Raw genomic sequence first — 16,987 nt, 5'->3', positions numbered from 1 at the left:
GAAGCGTGATGCAGGCACTTACAGAAAATGTAACGGAAATTATTGAACAAGACATCAAAAGTGAATTAACGACGACAGCAGAAATACTGAACACACGGTATGACGGTGTGTCAGAAGAAGTAACGGAGCTGCGAAGCGTGATGCAGGTACTTACAGAAAATGTAACGGAAATTATTAAACAAGACATCAAAAGTGAATTAACGACGACAGCAGAATTACTGAACACACGGTATGACGGTGTGTCAGAAGAAGTAGCGGAGCTGCGAAGCGTGATGCAGGTACTTACAGAAAATGTAACGGAAATTATTGAACAAGACATCAAAAGTGAATTAACGACGACAGCAGAATTACTGAACACACGGTATGACGGTATGTCTGAAGAAGTAACGAAGCTGTCAAGCTTGATGCAGGCACTTACAGAAAATGTAACGGAAATTATTGAACAAGACATCAAAAGTGAATTAACGACGACAGCAGAATTACTGAACACACGGTATGATGGTATGTCTGAAGAAGTAGCGAAGCTGTCAAGCTTGATGCAGGCACTTACAGAAAATGTAACGGAAATTATTGAACAAGACATCAAAAGTGAATTAACGACGATAGTAGAATTACTGAACACACGGTATGACGGTATATCTGAAGAAGTAGCGGTATTAATGGTAACAGCAGAATCCCTGAATAAACGGTATGACGGTGTGTCTGAAGAAGTAGCGGTATTAATGGTAACAGCAGAATCCCTGAACAAACGGTATGACGGTATATCTGAAGAAGTAACAGAGCTGCGAAGTATGATGCAGACACTTACAGAAAATGTAACCGAAATGATAGACCAGGATATCAAAAGTGAATTAACGACGACAGCAGAATCACTAAACAGACGGTATAACGGTATGTCTGAAGAAGTTATTGAACTGCGAAGCATGGTGCAGACACTTACAGAAAAAGTAACGGATATTATCGACCAAGACATTAAAAGTGAAGAATTGCATAACAAACGATATGACGAAATATATCAAATGATGATTTCACAGCAAGAACTTGTAGTCAAAATTGCAAAACTATTAGGATTTCCTTCACAATATACTTCGTAACTATTTTACGATTGAACATATGATGTCACGAATCGAATTTTTCAATATCTAATAATCCGATGATAGCTTTCAGAAGAGCAAATAAGTTCAAATGGCTTTCCAAACAGACTGCCTGATAAGGTAGGCTGTTTTTCGTTGTATGGTTAGTGGTTAAGTGATATTTTATTGACCGTTGGATAATTTATGTAGATAAGCTTATCTGTTTCAATAATTTTCTCTATATGATTAGTAAATTGTCGCCAAACGGAGCAGATCTGATCTGTTTAGTCCGATTTTTCCGGAAAACATAAGGAATTTGTTGTGATTTCTCTTTAAACTTGAATGTTTGATGATTTTTCAGTGTATAATGTACCTATATCTCGTTATTTATAGTAAAATACTTACAACAATAATTTGGTTAACTATAAGGAGGCAATTAAGAATGGACACGATTTCATCTCTGTCTGAGCTTTTGGCAGGGCAAAAAACTTCCTCGTATATCGAATTACCGGGTATAGCATCGAGGACATTTGGTCAAATGACCCTCACCACGACTTTACCAATGAGCAAGCTGTTTTCCATTTATGAAGTGGATTTGGAAGTGCAGCGCTCACTTGTACCTCAAAATCTATCCAAACTTATCGATTACATTATGCTTTATTTGGAGCATCAACAAGGCATTTATTTTCCGGGGATCATCCTTTCAGCTAGAGGAGCTGGAGAATATGATGCTGAGAATAAGGTTTACAGGCTCCAGGCCATTGAAAAGCTTTATGTCGTGGATGGGCAGCACAGATTGGTAGCATTCCGCCGTTTGATGGAAACGTTACAAAGCAATATGACACGTGCCAAAGATCGCCGAGAATATGACCGGATGGAAGAAATATCCGATAAGCTAAGCAAGCTATATATGTTCCCGATGTCTACTATGATTTATCTCGACATTAACGCACGTCAGGAGCGCCAGCTTTTCTCTGACATCAACAAGCTTCCGCGAAAAATCGGCGGCAATTTGGCTGTCTTGCGGGAACAAAGAAGGTTTTATCATGTACTGGCTACGCAAATTGCCGAAACTGCGCCTGCTATGAAGCAAATCTCGGTTGATATGTTTACGGAACGTGGTAAAGGACCGGAGTTTTTATTCTCCTATCATTTGCTGGTAGAAATTTTAGTTGGTTTGTTCGAGGGGCGTTTGAAATCGGCAGCGCGCAATAACGGTTACTATTTTCAGGAGAAAGATGTTGATGATTTACAAAAGCTAGCTTCGTTTTATTTTGATACGATGCTTCGTTATTTGCCAGAGCCTCAGCGGGGTGAGCTATGCTGGACGGAAAATATGCAAATCGCGATGGCGATGGTATTCCATGGGGAAGCGACGAAGACAGGAAGCTTTAACCGTTATGCATTAGAATACGCGATGAAAATATTGCCGCATATCGATTGGAATGCCATTTTCGTCGGTGATGAGAAGGACCGTTTGCCAAGACGTTCGCGGATTATGAAGGCTTACCAGTACATTAAGGACTTTTATCAGGAGCACAACCTGTTTTTGATACGCGAGGATGAGCTTATGGAAAAAGCTTTCCCGCCTACTGACGAAAAATCTAAGGAGGATGCAATTTAATGGATGGACTTTGCTTAAACATGGCGATTTTCCCGTTTTGTGACCATTTTGGTTTGGCCACGGTTGCCATACAAGTGCAAGATATATTGAATTACACTTCGATTGACCCGATGGTCCAGCGCAAATTGAGTAACGGACAACGCCGTAAAATATCGAATTATTTGCAGGAAAGAGATTTGGACCGCGTCTTTTTCGGACCTGTAACTTTGTCTTTGCGGGAAGTCAGCTCATTGGCTAAAATGGACAATGGTCTTTATTTGCGTCCTGGCTCCAAGCTGAGCATCTTGGATGGGCAGCATCGCATCCTTGCCTTAGGTTATGTGAACGAGCAGTTGATCAAGGAAGTGCGCAGCCATGAAAGAAAGATTGCTGCGCTTCGCATTAAACAACGCCGTAATCCCGAGAATGAGGAGGTCTCCTCAGCAGTCGAGCAGCAGCAAGGGATGGTTGAGCAAATCGAGCGCCGGCGCCTGGAACTGATGGAAAGCGAGCTGGCTGTACAAATCTATATTGGGCTTAGTGAGGAAGAAGAAAAGCAGCTGTTCGGTGATATTAACTCGAAGGTCCAACTGGTAAGCAAAGAGCTGGGTCATTCCTTCGATAGCATCGATCCTTTGAACCTCGTTATCCAACAGGTTGTTGATCACAACGTGTTCCTGAAGGGTGCGGGCGTTGAGCGCAGGGCTAATTTGACCTCCTATAACAAAAATTTCACTTCGTTCAGCTGGCTGTATTCTACCGCAACCATGCTGTTGACCGGCAAAATGCAACCTTCTTACGAGCTTGCCCGTAAAATTCGCCAAGACCCTTCGACGTATATCGAGATTATGCACCAGTTCTATTCTAAGCTGTTGCCTTTGATGCCGGAGCAGCCGGGGCTGCCGCAATATAGCTCCTCTAGCCGTGCGATGCAGGAAAGTATAGCCTTGTTTGCTAACGGCCATTTATTCCAAGACGGCAAATATGTGAAGAACTGGACATCTTGTCTGCGTATATTTGAAGGCTTTGATTGGTCGCAAGGCAATGAGGAGCTTATTGAGCGTTTCGGTACGCTGGACAATGGCAAGCTGAATCTCATCCATGAAAAATCGCTGCGCAAGCATAGCAAATTCGTTCAATTTTTCGATGAGCTGCTTACGGATATCGTGGAAGACGATGCTTCCACGGCTTAGGGCTCGTGGCTACATGGACATGGGTACGGCAATCTTTTTGTCGACGGCTACCATGATGTAAGGCTGCAACGTATATCAAGGATTAGCGGTACGTCATAAAGTGAACTAACATAAAAGCCTTCAATTCCAAGTTCGATAAGTGGAATTGAAGGCTTTTATCTTTACTAACGCACATATGCAATGAATAAACGTTTATTCACCTCACCCTCACACCAGTTCCTCATCCACCAGAATGGCAACCTCTAAATAGCTGACGAATTGCCGTAAATGATGCGCGAGGGCGCGATTGATTTCTCCATTTTGGAATTGGCTTTGAATCATATTTCGTTTTATTTGGAGCGCTTTATATTGCAGCTCTTTTTTATGCTTTCTAAAATCCTTGTGTGTGCCCGTTTGATTAAAGCCATTTTTTAATTTTTGAATTGTTTTGTTATAATCGGAGATCACTTCTTGGGCGGCCTCCTTGTTGATGGTGTCCATATGGTTTTGGATAGCTTCAATAGCGGCTTGAGAGCTCTGGATTTTGGCAGCCTGGATACTCTCGAATTGATGAGAAGGAAAGGCTCCAGGTCGTTGATTGCGGTTTTTCAGCATTTTCCAAGCGATCCGCCTTATCGTGAAAAGCAATAACGTGAGGATGTACCGAAGGCGTCGAGTCACAATCATTTCCGAACGGTTTAAGATACGGATAAATTTATAAGCCGCTTCCTGGCTAAGCTTTCCTCCGTCTACCTGGCGTTTCACTTCCTCACGTTCTGCTTCAAAGGCCAGGATACGCAGGTCGCGCTCCATTTTACGGAACTGGATTTGGCTGCTGATCCCTTCACTGCGAATTTGCTGGATATGCTTGTTATAGTCTGAAATTAGCGATAAGGCTGCAGCTCGGTTTTCCTCGGTACTATCCTTTTGGATAGTGGCAATACTGGCCTCCAATAGCCGGACCTTCGCATCCTGCTCGATTTTAGCCTCATCCTTGGCTTTATTAGCGTCGGGCTTGCCCGAAAGCAGAGGAAGCATCACGCTAGCGATAATAAGTGTAAATAAGATTACGCCTGCAGCCAAAAAGATGATGACATCCCGTTCCGGAAAAGGGCTGCCATCCTGCACCGCCAGAGGAATCGAAAATGCCGCGGCCAAGGTGATCGTCCCCCTTACTCCCGAGAGCGCTATAAGCAGCGTGGAGCGAAGTCGTGGCTTGCCCACTTGCTTTTTATTGCTAAATGTCCATTCCGCACTCCAGAATAAGTAGACCCAAAGGAATCTCAGCAGAATCAAGGTAATGGAAATCAACACAATAAAGCCGACCATTTGAAGGTTGCTGACCGAAGCATCATTTACGACTACCTCTGTAACATTGGGAATCTGCAGGCCAAGGATGAGAAACACCAGTCCATTCAAAATAAACAGGATCATCGTCCATGTGCTGGCGGAGACAATTTTCAATTCCATTAGTGTCGACTCTGAGCGGTCCCGCTCAATAGCATGAGTAATTCCGCCTGCGACAACGGCTAGAATACCTGACAAGTGTAATTCCTCGGCTGCCAGAAAAATAAGGAACGGCGTTAAAATCTGGATCAGCATATGGAGCGTGGCATCCTCCATCCCTAGATGGCGAATAAGCACATGAAGCCGAATGACCAGGATCGAAACCAAGCAGCCGACGAGTAACCCGCCAATGGAAATAAGCAAGAAGCTGGCTGCTGCTTCCGGGAATGAAAAGATGCCGCTAACCGTGGCGGCCACTGCAAATTTAAAGGCAACCAGGCCGGAGGCGTCATTCAACAAGGCCTCGCCCTCGAGGAGGCGTGTAATGTCTCGCGGCATTTTGATTTTGCCAGACAAGGCGCCTACGGCAACCGCATCGGTTGGAGATATGATGGCTGCGAGCGCAAAAGCGGCAGATAGCGGGATCGCCGGAATGAGCCAGTGAATGACGTAACCGACCACTACCACCGTCGCAAATACAAGCCCCAATGATAAGAGCAGGATCGGGGCACGCAAATTCCAAAGCTCCTCCCGAGGTATTCGCCTCCCGTCGTTGAACAATAACGGAGCAACGAACAAGACGAAAAACAGCTCAGGGCTAAGCGGAATATGAACGCCCCACGGAATTATGGCAACCAGAACGCCCAATAGGACTTGAAATAAGGGGATAGGGATGAAGGGAAGAAACCGATTTAGAATGGTGGATAAGCCTATTAGGGCAAGAAGAAGCAAAATAACAAGAAAAAGTTCCATATATTGAAATCCCTCCTGTTATCTATATATCCCCATTCTTAATTAATTAATCATCTTTTATCGTTTGCTTGTACTCGAGCTGTCGGATTCTATTTTTGGATCAGCAACGCAGCGAAAGCCCATATTGCCGCTTGAGCTATCGGGTGTATTAGAGCTACGTGCAGCTACCCGGTAGCGGTTGCAGTAGGATTTGTGGCATAGATAGGAGCCCCCCCGCATAACGCGGCGTGTGCCCTCCTGAGGGCCTTTAGGATTCGTCTTTGTAGCTTTCGCGTTCATATGCCAGTCTGGGCTAAACCAATCGCCACACCATTCCCACACGTTACCTGAGACGTTATACAGACCGTAGCCATTAGGTTTAAAGGCATGGACGGGAGCGGTTCCTGCATATCCATCACTACAATTATTTTTGTCCGGGAATTTGCCCTGCCAGATGTTGCAAAGATGCTCGCTGTCAGGCTTCAACAGATCGCCCCAAGGATAACGCTTCTGGGTCAGCCCACCGCGGGCTGCATATTCCCATTCTGCTTCAGTAGGTAGCCGTTTGCGGGCCCACCTGCAATAAGCAACAGCATCATTCCATGAAATATGAATCACTGGATGGTCGAAGCGAGTCTCGATCGAAGAATCGGGTCCCTCAGGATGTGCCCAGTCGGCACCCTCCACATTCCACCACCAAGGTGTTTGCTGGACCACATGCTTAACTTTGGCAGCTGTTTCAGGAGAAACGAACAAATGAAAGACGAAGGACCAGCCAAAGGTCTCAGCTTCAGTCCTGTAACCGGTAGAGCGGACGAATTCGGCAAATTCCGCATTCGTGACGGCATACGGATCGATATAAAAGGGGCGGATCGTAACAGCACGAACGGGTCCCTCGCCATCGGCAGGGAAGCCTTCTTTGTCGTCTGTGCCCATCAGGAATTCGCCACCGGGCAAAAGAACCATAGCGTCATAGCTGCCTCTGGATTGTCCCTGTACAGGTTCGATTGTTCCAGCCTCACTAGTGCTTCCTGCAAGGAGGTTAGGGGCTTTTGGTTCCTGCTCTGCTCGACCTGCTGAGCAGCAGGAAGATATGGACGGTTCATTCATATGATGATCTTCTCCTTAGAGTTTTGCGTAGCAAAACTGGCATCGTAAGCATAAGCTTTAGAGTTTTGGTAGCAAAACTGGCATCGTAAGCATAAGCCTTAGAGTTTTTCAACCTTCGGTTAGCTGGTTAATCACGGAAATAGCTGCCCCTGTTACAAGAGCCTCCTCGCCCAAATGCCCCTGGCTAAAAACAACCTGGTAGGTTGGATAATGGTAGGTATTACGAATCGCAACTCTAGTGGCCATGTGGAAAAAGCTCGGATGGCAGTTGATCAAGGAGCCGCCAAGAATGACCTTTTCAGGGTGCAAAATATTCAGCAAATTGGAGAGCCCGATGCCAAAATAAGTCGCCGCCTGCGAAAATATTTCTACGGTCAGAGGGTCCTGGATCTGTAGCGCCTGCACCAGATGGGTGAAATTAATGTTTTCAGGCGAAACCTCTTGAGAACGCAGCGAGCTTTCGCGCCCTTGCTTTAAGCGGGATTGTGCCTGCTGCTCAATGGCATGGATAGAGGCAAACGTTTCAAGGGCGCCGTAATTGCCATGATCGCCTAACCTTGGACCATCGGTTTGAATAATCATTTGCCCGATGGAGCCTTCCATATCCACAGCCCCGTATACAACCTTGCCGTTGGACATCATGGAGGAACGGATCCCGACACCAAGATGGACATAAAGCAGGTGCTGGTAGTCCCGATTACGATCGGACCAGGATTCGCCAATAATTGCCATATTAGCGCCATTATCCAACTGGATAGGGAAGCCCAGCTTCTCCTGCAAATAAACCATCACGTTCACATCTCGCCAGCCCGACGCTTGAAAATATAACGGTTCGAGAATAGTACCTGATAACCGGTCTAACGGACCAACGGCACCAATACCCATGCCTAATACGGAATCGAAGGCTATGGCGTGTTTATTCAGCATACTTGAAACCGTAACAGCGATTTCATCTAAGAGCTTCGCTGGTGTCATCGTAGCGTCCATCAACCAACTGGAGCTATCCAGCCTGTTCATATGCAGGTCGCATAAAATCAGCTTGGACATCATCCTGGAAATATCGAGGCCAAACACATAACCTGCGGTTGGGTTGATTTGGTACAGGATCGGTCTGCGCCCCCCAGTGGATTCTCCAAGCCCAGCCTCCAGCAGCCAGCCCTGGCCGACAAGCTCCTCTAAAGTACGAGTCAATGTGCTGCCTGTCATTTGGCTTTGTTCCAATAAATCAATTTTGGAAATTAACGGATGCCGACGTATTAATTCGTAAATTTCCTTATGTTTACGGCTATTGATCCGTTCTCCGATAGCGATATGCTGCATGAAGCTCCCCATCCAATCCCAAGTATCCCAAGTATATTTATAAGCTTATAGTATACATCAAGATAGTAGGCTTCACCAATACTTTCCTAAGTATACCACCCTTAAATCCATTAAGGAATAAAGTCTGAGAAACTTAGTCAATCTCCATCAAGCTGATAGGTGTAGCCATTTCTTTAAGATTGTGACTACCACGAGAAAATTTGTTAAGATAGATGTGTTATATTTTGTTAAGATAGACGTGTTGCATTTTGTTATATTTCAGAAATGCTGCCCCCAAAAAATTACTGCTTTCAGGAAGGAACTTATACATGTCAGATTGGTACAAAAAAAGCTTTGGTGATGATTATTTACTCGTCTACAAGCACCGGGATATCGAAGACGCCTACAACGAGGTCAAAAGGATGATTGAATGGCTCAAGCTAGCCGAAGGCTCAGAGGTATTCGATTTGTGCTGTGGAATGGGCAGGCATTCGATGGCACTGACGGACTGCGGCTTCAAAGTAACCGGACTTGATTTGTCCGAAGTCCTGCTGAAGGAAGCGGTAAGGCTGGATACGGAGCAAAAGGTAAATTGGATTCAGGGCGATATGCGCGATGTACAGCTGTCCCAGCAATTCGATGCGGTTGTCAATTTGTTTACTTCCTTCGGTTACTTCGAACAAGACGAAGAGAATGAGAAAGTGCTGCATGAAATTTATCGTTTGCTTAAACCAGCGGGTCAGGGGCAATTTATTATAGACTTTTTGAATCCCGAATTTGTCGAGAGACATATTGTCCCTTTCTCAAGTAGGGAGGAAGGCGCTTGTACGATTGAAGAAACACGTAAGCTTGAAGATGGCTTTGTGCGTAAAACCATCGTGATTCGTGAGCCGGGCATTGAGGATCGCACCTATTTGGAGCAGGTCAAGCTTTATCACCGGGATACCTTCTTGGCTATGCTCGAACGGGCAGGTCTTGAAGTATTGAATCTTTATGGGGATTACGATGCTTCCCCATATAGCAATGCCGAATCGAAGCGAATGATATTTGTCGGACGGCGGAAAGGATAGGAATGTTCTCATGGCGATAATTACCGTACATACCGATGCTATCCAACAAATCAAAGTGCCCTTGCCTTTCCCGCTTCGCTGGGTGAACAGCTATTTGATTCGCGGTAATAGCGGCTATACGCTAATCGATCCAGGGCTTCACACAGCAGCCTCCGAGCAGTGCTGGGAGCAAGTGCTGGGGGGATTGTCAATATCCTACCAGGATATTGAGCAAATCGTGCTGACCCACCATCACCCTGACCACTATGGGCTCGCAGGCTGGTTTCAAGAGCGTTCCCAGGCTCCCGTCCATATTTCAGCAGTTGGCTATGAGCAGATACGTTTGCTATGGGGGGAAGGGCAGCCGATGACGGCCTCCTTATTGGCATTATTTCGGAGCTGTGGGCTTCCAGCCGAGATGCTGGCTCCGATGGAGCAGCATATGGACGAATTTGTTGCCATGGTATCACCGCAGCCAGAAGTAACGATCCTGCCTATAGGTGAGAGCATGCGGCTAGGGAACCATGAATATGCAACCCTACATACGCCTGGCCATGCGGCAGGACATGTGTGCTTTTATCGTGCCGAAACGAAGGAAATGTTTTGCGGGGACCATGTGATTCCGCAAATTTCGCCAAATATCGGCTACTTACCCGGGGGGATCGACGAGAACCCGCTGGGCAGCTTTCTGCAGAGCCTCATCGATATGGGCCGCTATGAAGTAGAGCGGGCATACCCTGGGCATCGTGAGCCGTTTGCGGCTTTTGGCCTGCGGGCTCAGGAATTGCTCAAGCACCATGAAGCAAGGCTAGAAGTAATGCGCCAAATGTTGGTTAAGCAGCCACAAACGGCGTATCGCGTGTGCCGCGATACGTTTGGGGAGCGGCTTACGCTGCACCAAATGCGGTTTGCCTTATCTGAAACCTTGGCCCATCTCTTATATTTGGAAGAAAGAGGCATGCTAAAGCGTTCAGACCAAGATGGGGTCGTTTATTTTCAAGTCGTATAGATTTTCCCGAGTATCAGAAAAAGCACTTCCAAATACCCTTAATAAAGAGTGGGGATTTGGGAGTGCTTTTTTGCCATTCTAATAGTGTTTCATAGCAAGACTATTTGCTTTCTGCAGCCCGTTGCAAGGCTTCTTTCTCCGCTTGCATGCGATGGGCGATTCGGCTGCTTGCTGCTGCAGCGATAGCACCTACGATATCATCGAGAAACGTATGCTTGTGAGGGCCGCTTTTATCATTAAGCATCTTCAATATGCCTGGCTTCAGCTTGTCGATGTAGCCGAAGTTCGTAAAGCCGATGCTCCCGTATACATTAACGATAGAGAGGGCTAATATTTCATCACAGCCATAAAGCCCTTCGTCATGCTCGATCATTTCCTGTAAAGGGGGAAGCAGTTTGCCTTCCTCAGCCAATATATCCAATTGAATGCCTGTAAGGATTGCATTTTGGACTTCCCTTTTTTCAATAACTGCATTTACGCTTTCCACACATTTTTCCATGGTTAAAGTTGGATAGTAGTCTTTTTGCAAAAAAAAGGTTAACTCCGCCATATCCTCTACTTTGACGCCTCGCTCAGCCAACCAGCTTTTGGCAGCACTTGCCACTTTTTCTGAATTTAAGTTATAGGGCATGGGGCAAAACCTCCTTAAGGTTACAGAACTAAACTTTACAGCTGCAAGTAGTTTTTACTATTTTTTTTGGCTTGATACATCGCGGCATCGGCGATATCCAGCAGCTCATTGCCATCCAATCCATCCTGAGGGAAATAAGCCGCTCCCATGCTACATGATATGGAGATTTCATTGTGCTGGATGACAAAACGGTTATTGATCGCGTCATGAATCCGTTGGGTAACCTTTTTGATGTCCTCAAGATGCTCAAACTGCTGGAGCAAAATGACAAATTCATCCCCACCCAAACGGCAAACGGTATCGGGGTCCCTTACACAATGCAGAAGGCGGGCAGATATCGTTTTGAGGAGCCCATCTCCGACGGAATGGCCATAATGATCATTTACCAATTTGAAATTATCCAAATCTAGATACAAAATTGCCAGCTTGCGGTTGTATCTTTTGGCGGAAAGCAAGGATTGGACATACCTGTCGTTAAATAGCCTTCGATTGGGTAAGCCGGTTAAGGAATCATAGTAGGCAAGCTGGGTTAAATTTTCTTCCATGGCTTTGTAGTGGGTCATATCTCGCGAAATAAATCCCACACCCACTGGTATATGATCCATAACAATCAACGATGCCTTGCTTTGCAGCCATAGGGTGGAGCCGTCTTTCCTTATATATCGATATTGCTGATCAAAAGGCTTTTCATCTTGTATCAATTGATCAAGTGATTGTTGAAATCGCAACGCATCCTCCTCATGGATGTAGCTGTAGCATAACTTTCCTAGTAGCTCTTCGGGGGATCGGTTAAGTAAGGTTGTACTTGAGGGTGAGACGTATGTAAAAATGTGCTCTAGATTAGTGCTATGGATGAGATCATTGCTTTGGTCAAACAATTGCCGGAAAAAACTATCATGAATAGCATGCCCCATCTGCATCGTCAGCACCCCTTTGTTAGGTAAAGAGACCCATTATCCTTTCATTATAAAAATAATTCTTCTATAAAATCAATACAAACTAATCATTCGTTTCATATTTCACAAAAGGCTTTGTCATAAATGGGGTCTGTCCTTCGTATAGTGAGATTAAGAGAGTTGGACAAACAATTCATTTTTCTAGGAGGAACTTTTCATGAAACAATATCAATGGATTCGATTAGCAGCTGTGACAGCCATCGTCACACTGTTATCTACAGGCTGCTCCATGCTTGGCACGAAGGAACAATCGCAACCGATCGATCCTCCACCTACAGGCGCCGCATCTGTGCCTATTCAGCCTGTTTCAGCTCAAGTAGCCCAGAATCAAAGTCAAATCCCGAACCCGAATCTTTCAGCTATCACGATTTATACAAAGGATAGTTATGGTTTTATTGCTCCGATATCGATCCAGGTAGAGAAGTCCCTAGAGGTTGCGAAGATAGCTCTGGAATCGATGGTTGATGGGGCAGCCGCCTCGAAAAGCATGCCTGCCGGATTTATCGGGATCATACCTAAAGGTACCACCATCAAAGGGATCAACATAGTGAAGGACCAGAAGCTGGCTATCGTTGATTTCTCCAAAGCGTTCACCGATTACAACCAACAGGATGAACGAAAAATTATGGAAGCTATCGTGTGGACATTAACAGGCTTTCCATCTGTAGAAAAGGTCCAGCTTCGCGTAGAGGGAAAAGCGCTTAAGGAAATGCCGCAGGGGGGGACACCACTTGACGAGCCGCTTACTAGAGCGATGGGCATCAATCTCGAAAAGCCAGAAGGTGTTGAATATGGGCAATCGACACCAGTGACGCTTTACTTTTTAGGGCAAAACCAAGATAACTACCCTTATTATATACCGGTTACCCGAATGGTCAAACGAACGGATAATTTAGCCAAGGCTGTGGTTGAACAGCTAATCGTCGGACCCGATGGTAAAAAGGGGCTCTCGGCCGTGATGACTCCAGGAACGGAATTAAAGCAGGTGAAAAACGCGGATGGCCTTATAACCGTCGATTTCTCTGATAAGGTGCTGGGACCCGATAAAAAGGCACCTGGCAATGCACTAAGGGCTGTTGTCTTATCGCTCACAGAGAATGCGGGTGTGGCCACTAAGGTGCAAATCACGGTCAATGGTAATGCCAAGGTTAGCTCCAGCGATAATCAAAGCTATGCGTTGCCAGTTGGCAGGCCATCTGTGGTTAATCCCTCCAAATTGTAGGTGCAACCATTTAAAGATAGGCAAGGTCAATCGATAAGGGAGCTAACGCTCCCTTATTTTGTTGGAAGTAGAAGAGGACTCTGTTACAATGGGAAAGGTTAATAGGGCAATTTCGAGGAGGAAATGATTCACAATGAGAAATGATGGACGCAACAATAATCAAACAAGACCCATTGCGATTACTACGCATTATAATAAGCATGCTGAGGGCTCAGTGTTCATCGAGGTGGGTGAGACCAAGGTCATTTGTACGGCAACGGTTGAAGAAAGAGTGCCTCCCTTTATGAAGGGGCAAGGCAAAGGCTGGGTCACCGCTGAATACTCGATGCTGCCTAGAGCCACACAGGTTCGCAATCAGCGTGAATCTGCCAAAGGTAAGCTGGGCGGGCGTACCATGGAAATTCAGCGCCTAATCGGGCGCGCGCTTCGCTCTGTTATTAGCCTTGAAGCCTTGGGGGAGCGGTCGATTACGCTGGATTGCGATGTCATTCAAGCAGACGGCGGCACCCGCACAACGTCGATAACGGGCGCTTTTATCGCCATGGCTTTTGCGATCGACAAGCTGGCCAAGGACCGTAATCTCAAAACCTACCCCATCCGCGACTTCCTTGGAGCGGTTAGTGTCGGTGTAGTGAATGGGCAAACCAGCCTGGATTTGAACTACGAAGAAGATTCCAAAGCCAAAGTCGATATGAATGTTGTGATGACCGGCGACGGCAAATTCGTAGAGGTGCAGGGCACAGGGGAGGACTCCCCATTCTCACGTGCTGAGCTGGATGAATTATTGGCGCTGGCGGAGGTTGGCATCAAGGATATTATTCTTGCCCAGGAAGAGGCGCTGGGTCCGGAAATTTGTGCACGTATCAGGAGGATTCCCCATGCTGCGGCAACTCGGAGCTGAGATTGTCGTCGCGACAAGCAATGAGGGTAAGGTCAAGGAGCTGGCGCCGCTGTTCATGCAAAAAAACATTGCCGTCAAAAGCCTGCGCCATTTCCCCGAAATTCCTGCTGTCGTAGAAGATGGGCATACTTTTGCTGACAATGCCTTTATCAAAGCCCGCACGGTTGCTCTTGCTTTGGGGGTTCCAGCGGTTGCCGATGATTCTGGTCTATGCGTCGATCTTCTGGATGGACAGCCTGGTGTGTATTCGGCCCGGTATGCAGGTGAGCATGCAACAGACGGGCAGAACAATACCAAGCTGCTTGAAGCTTTGCGGAGTGCCTCCAGGCTTGCCGGGGAAGCACAGGAGCACAAGCCTGTTTCACTAAGCGGCGCACGGTTTGTGTGCGCGATTTGTTTGGTGGATGCATTTGGCAATAAGATTGCCGAGTCGCACGGAGAATGCGAAGGCATCATTATCGCTGAGCCACGTGGCAGCCATGGATTTGGTTATGACCCGCTGTTTTACCTGCCTGCTTATGGGCAAACCATGGCCGAGCTGTCCGTTGAGCACAAAAATACGATTAGCCACCGCGGCCGAGCGATCCAATCGCTCTGGCTGGCTTTGGCTAACTCCTAATAAATCGACACCTTATAATGCCTCAGCCAGGTGTCGACCTGGATCAAGTAAGCAAACAACTGGGGGCCGGTCATAAGCTGGCCAAACCAGGGCAGGTTAAACTGGCTAGCGTCACCTTCGGCTAATGCCCGTATTTTGGGCACGTCGATGAAGGCCAGCAATGGTGAGTTGGGATCATCCAAAATATCCAATACGCAGGCGCGGACGGCCGCTAGGTAGCTAGGGTTATGTGTCTTGGGGTAGGGGCTTTTTTTGCGTGTCAGCACATCCTCTGGAAGAATGCCGCGAAGCGCTTTGCGTAGAATGCCTTTTTCTCTGTCCCCGGATGATTTAATTTCCCATGGGATATTCCATACATACTCGACCAATCGATGGTCACAGAAAGGCACTCGTACCTCAAGGCCTACAGCCATGCTCATCCGGTCCTTGCGATCCAATAACGTAGGCATAAAACGTGTGATATTCAAATACGACATTTCCCGCATCCGGTTCTGCTGCTGGTTCTCTCCAGAGAGCCGCGGCACCTCGGACAAGGCTTGGCGGTATCGTTCCTGCACATATTGGACAGGCTTTACCCAATTGACGAAGTCGGGCGCGAGCAGGTCCACACGATCCTGGGTAGCCATTGCCCATGGAAAAGTATTCGCGGCCAGCGTCTCTTCGCGGTGAAACCAGGGATAGCCGCCGAATATTTCATCAGCGGCTTCACCGGAGATCGCCACAGTCGCGTCTTTTTTGATTTCACGGCAGAACAAATAGAGAGATCCGTCAACATCGGCCATACCCGGTAAATCACGCGCATAGACAGCTGTTTTGAGCGATTCGATCAGCTCCGGTGTATCAAATTCAAGGTAATGGTGCTCGCTGCCAAGAAACTCGGTCATTCTTTTAATCCAAGGGGCATCGGAGTTGGGCTGAAAGGAATTGGCCTTGAAATGCTTGTCGTTATCGACATAATCAATGGAATAAGTATGCAGGGCGCCCAAGGCATGCTCACGGTTATAGTTAGCGGCATATGCACTAAGTGCACTGGAATCCAGGCCTCCAGACAGCAAGGTGCAGATCGGTACATCGGAAGCCATTTGGCGTTCAACCGTATCCTTGAGCAATTCCTGGATGACTTGCGCTGTAGTTTCGATATCATGCTCGTGAGGCTTGCTCTCTAGCTTCCAGTAGGAGCGGATGCTTAAGCCATTGCGGTTCAGCGTCAAGCAGTGGCCTGGCTTAAGCTCGGACATATTACGGTAAATTCCGTGTCCGGGCGTACGGGCTGGACTGACGGCGAATATTTCGGCAAGCCCTTCACCGCTGATTTGTGCCGGGAATTCGGGATGTGCCAATATGGATTTTGGCTCGGAGCCGAATAGCAGCCGCCCCTCTTTATAAGAATAAAATAACGGCTTGACGCCAAGTCTGTCACGCACAAGAAATAAGGATTGGTCCTGTGAATTCCATACGCCAAATGCGAAAATTCCATTCAAGCGGTCGACGCATGCGCGCCCCCATTGAATATAAGAGACGAGCAGCACTTCGGTATCGCAGGAGGTTCCGAAGGAATGACCCAACTGCTCCAGCTCCTTCTTTAATTCGGGAGCATTATATAATTCTCCGTTGTATACGAGTGTAAAGCTGTTCTCGCCGTACTTGCGGATCATCGGTTGTGCCCCATTAGCAGGATCCATGACACTTAGCCGCCTATGGCCAAGCGCGCAATGCTGCGTAATCCAGGTGCCGGTTGCATCTGGTCCCCGATTCATTAGGGTGCAAGCCATATTTTCTATAATGGATGGATGTTGGGTCAAATCTTTATCCCATTCGATCCATCCTGTGATTCCACACATAGCCCTCATCCTCTCGTCCTATTTTGTCGGCAGATGGCCAGTAGTTCGGCATTGACAGCAGATGATAAAGGTTATGCGTTGCTAAAACAGAAAATGTCTGTCCCTATCTGTTATAACCTTCCTAAGCAGTAGGAAAAGATAGACAAAAAACAAATTACCGTTTAAACTATGCGATAGTGCTCTATTATTGTATTTACTTTTCATGAATAGAACGAGTGAAATTATCCCACTCTAACCTTATGCACGGATGGGGATTGTAGATCT

14 protein-coding genes are annotated in these 16,987 nt (G+C 46.7%); 8 read left to right on the top strand and 6 right to left on the bottom strand.

Features of this window, described 5'->3' with window-relative positions:
* The 3 genes from G9U52_RS09915 to G9U52_RS09905 all read left to right on the top strand — a co-directional run.
* On the top strand, positions 1-1,094 hold a 1,094-nt coding region (locus G9U52_RS09915), incomplete at its 5' end, for a coiled-coil domain-containing protein (RefSeq protein WP_166148874.1).
* Positions 1,095-1,515: 421 nt separating this feature from the next.
* Positions 1,516-2,697: a DNA sulfur modification protein DndB gene (locus G9U52_RS09910; RefSeq protein ID WP_166148872.1), complete on the top strand. Its 1,182-nt coding sequence runs from the start codon at positions 1,516-1,518 to the stop codon at positions 2,695-2,697.
* Positions 2,697-3,869, top strand: a complete 1,173-nt coding sequence (locus tag G9U52_RS09905) for a DNA sulfur modification protein DndB (RefSeq protein ID WP_166148870.1) — start codon at positions 2,697-2,699, stop codon at positions 3,867-3,869. Before G9U52_RS09910 ends, G9U52_RS09905 begins: the two co-directional genes overlap by 1 nt.
* Before the next feature lie 207 nt (positions 3,870-4,076).
* Here G9U52_RS09905 and G9U52_RS09900 read toward each other — a convergent pair whose 3' ends face one another.
* From G9U52_RS09900 to G9U52_RS09890, 3 genes are all read right to left on the bottom strand, one after another.
* Complete coding sequence (locus G9U52_RS09900) at positions 4,077-6,107, bottom strand: Na+/H+ antiporter (protein ID WP_166148868.1); 2,031 nt, start codon at positions 6,105-6,107, stop codon at positions 4,077-4,079.
* Positions 6,108-6,164: 57 nt separating this feature from the next.
* Complete coding sequence (locus G9U52_RS09895) at positions 6,165-7,196, bottom strand: formylglycine-generating enzyme family protein (RefSeq protein ID WP_166148866.1); 1,032 nt, start codon at positions 7,194-7,196, stop codon at positions 6,165-6,167.
* Positions 7,197-7,304: 108 nt separating this feature from the next.
* The gene (locus tag G9U52_RS09890) at positions 7,305-8,516 is read right to left on the bottom strand and encodes an ROK family protein (protein ID WP_166148864.1); all 1,212 of its coding nucleotides are present in this window, start codon (positions 8,514-8,516) and stop codon (positions 7,305-7,307) included.
* Between the two features lie 308 nt (positions 8,517-8,824).
* Here G9U52_RS09890 and G9U52_RS09885 point away from each other — a divergent pair, with 308 nt between their 5' ends.
* Positions 8,825-9,565: a class I SAM-dependent methyltransferase gene (locus G9U52_RS09885; RefSeq protein ID WP_166148862.1), complete on the top strand. Its 741-nt coding sequence runs from the start codon at positions 8,825-8,827 to the stop codon at positions 9,563-9,565.
* A gap of 10 nt (positions 9,566-9,575) precedes the next feature.
* Entirely contained in the window at positions 9,576-10,553 is a 978-nt protein-coding gene (locus G9U52_RS09880) for an MBL fold metallo-hydrolase (RefSeq protein ID WP_166148860.1), read from the top strand.
* 100 nt (positions 10,554-10,653) lie between these two features.
* Here G9U52_RS09880 and G9U52_RS09875 read toward each other — a convergent pair whose 3' ends face one another.
* Positions 10,654-11,184, bottom strand: a complete 531-nt coding sequence (locus G9U52_RS09875) for a phosphatidylglycerophosphatase A family protein (RefSeq protein ID WP_166148858.1) — start codon at positions 11,182-11,184, stop codon at positions 10,654-10,656.
* Positions 11,185-11,219: 35 nt separating this feature from the next.
* A complete protein-coding gene (locus G9U52_RS09870) occupies positions 11,220-12,104 on the bottom strand; it encodes a sensor domain-containing protein (RefSeq protein ID WP_166148856.1) in 885 nt (294 codons plus the stop codon).
* Positions 12,105-12,297: 193 nt separating this feature from the next.
* Between G9U52_RS09870 and G9U52_RS09865 the strand changes: the two genes are divergently transcribed.
* From G9U52_RS09865 to G9U52_RS09855, 3 genes are all read left to right on the top strand, one after another.
* The gene (locus tag G9U52_RS09865) at positions 12,298-13,362 is read left to right on the top strand and encodes a GerMN domain-containing protein (RefSeq protein ID WP_166148854.1); all 1,065 of its coding nucleotides are present in this window, start codon (positions 12,298-12,300) and stop codon (positions 13,360-13,362) included.
* A 133-nt stretch (positions 13,363-13,495) separates the two neighbouring features.
* Positions 13,496-14,263 (top strand): ribonuclease PH, encoded by a 768-nt coding sequence (rph, locus tag G9U52_RS09860; protein ID WP_166148852.1) that lies wholly within the window; start codon positions 13,496-13,498, stop codon positions 14,261-14,263.
* Positions 14,241-14,882, top strand: a complete 642-nt coding sequence (locus G9U52_RS09855) for an XTP/dITP diphosphatase (protein ID WP_207952876.1) — start codon at positions 14,241-14,243, stop codon at positions 14,880-14,882. Before rph ends, G9U52_RS09855 begins: the two co-directional genes overlap by 23 nt.
* Here the strand turns inward: G9U52_RS09855 and asnB are convergent.
* Positions 14,879-16,723 carry an asparagine synthase (glutamine-hydrolyzing) gene (asnB, locus tag G9U52_RS09850; protein ID WP_166148850.1) on the bottom strand — a complete coding sequence of 615 codons (1,845 nt, stop codon included), beginning with the start codon at positions 16,721-16,723 and terminating at the stop codon, positions 14,879-14,881. The genes G9U52_RS09855 and asnB overlap by 4 nt on opposite strands.
* Between the last annotated feature and the right edge of the window lie 264 nt (positions 16,724-16,987).

It is taken from the genome of Paenibacillus agricola (genome assembly GCF_011440305.1).
GTDB lineage: Bacteria > Bacillota > Bacilli > Paenibacillales > NBRC-103111 > Paenibacillus_S > Paenibacillus_S agricola.
This window is presented reverse-complemented; position numbering and strand designations above follow the sequence as displayed.

Coding starts and splice junctions, on each gene's coding strand:
- G9U52_RS09910 (WP_166148872.1), top strand. CDS start 1,516: ATGGACACGATTTCATCTCTGTCTGAGCTTTTGGCAGGGCAAAAAACT.
- G9U52_RS09905 (WP_166148870.1), top strand. CDS start 2,697: ATGGATGGACTTTGCTTAAACATGGCGATTTTCCCGTTTTGTGACCAT.
- G9U52_RS09900 (WP_166148868.1), bottom strand. CDS start 6,107: ATGGAACTTTTTCTTGTTATTTTGCTTCTTCTTGCCCTAATAGGCTTA.
- G9U52_RS09895 (WP_166148866.1), bottom strand. CDS start 7,196: ATGAATGAACCGTCCATATCTTCCTGCTGCTCAGCAGGTCGAGCAGAG.
- G9U52_RS09890 (WP_166148864.1), bottom strand. CDS start 8,516: ATGCAGCATATCGCTATCGGAGAACGGATCAATAGCCGTAAACATAAG.
- G9U52_RS09885 (WP_166148862.1), top strand. CDS start 8,825: ATGTCAGATTGGTACAAAAAAAGCTTTGGTGATGATTATTTACTCGTC.
- G9U52_RS09880 (WP_166148860.1), top strand. CDS start 9,576: ATGGCGATAATTACCGTACATACCGATGCTATCCAACAAATCAAAGTG.
- G9U52_RS09875 (WP_166148858.1), bottom strand. CDS start 11,184: ATGCCCTATAACTTAAATTCAGAAAAAGTGGCAAGTGCTGCCAAAAGC.
- G9U52_RS09870 (WP_166148856.1), bottom strand. CDS start 12,104: ATGCAGATGGGGCATGCTATTCATGATAGTTTTTTCCGGCAATTGTTT.
- G9U52_RS09865 (WP_166148854.1), top strand. CDS start 12,298: ATGAAACAATATCAATGGATTCGATTAGCAGCTGTGACAGCCATCGTC.
- rph (WP_166148852.1), top strand. CDS start 13,496: ATGAGAAATGATGGACGCAACAATAATCAAACAAGACCCATTGCGATT.
- G9U52_RS09855 (WP_207952876.1), top strand. CDS start 14,241: ATGCTGCGGCAACTCGGAGCTGAGATTGTCGTCGCGACAAGCAATGAG.
- asnB (WP_166148850.1), bottom strand. CDS start 16,723: ATGTGTGGAATCACAGGATGGATCGAATGGGATAAAGATTTGACCCAA.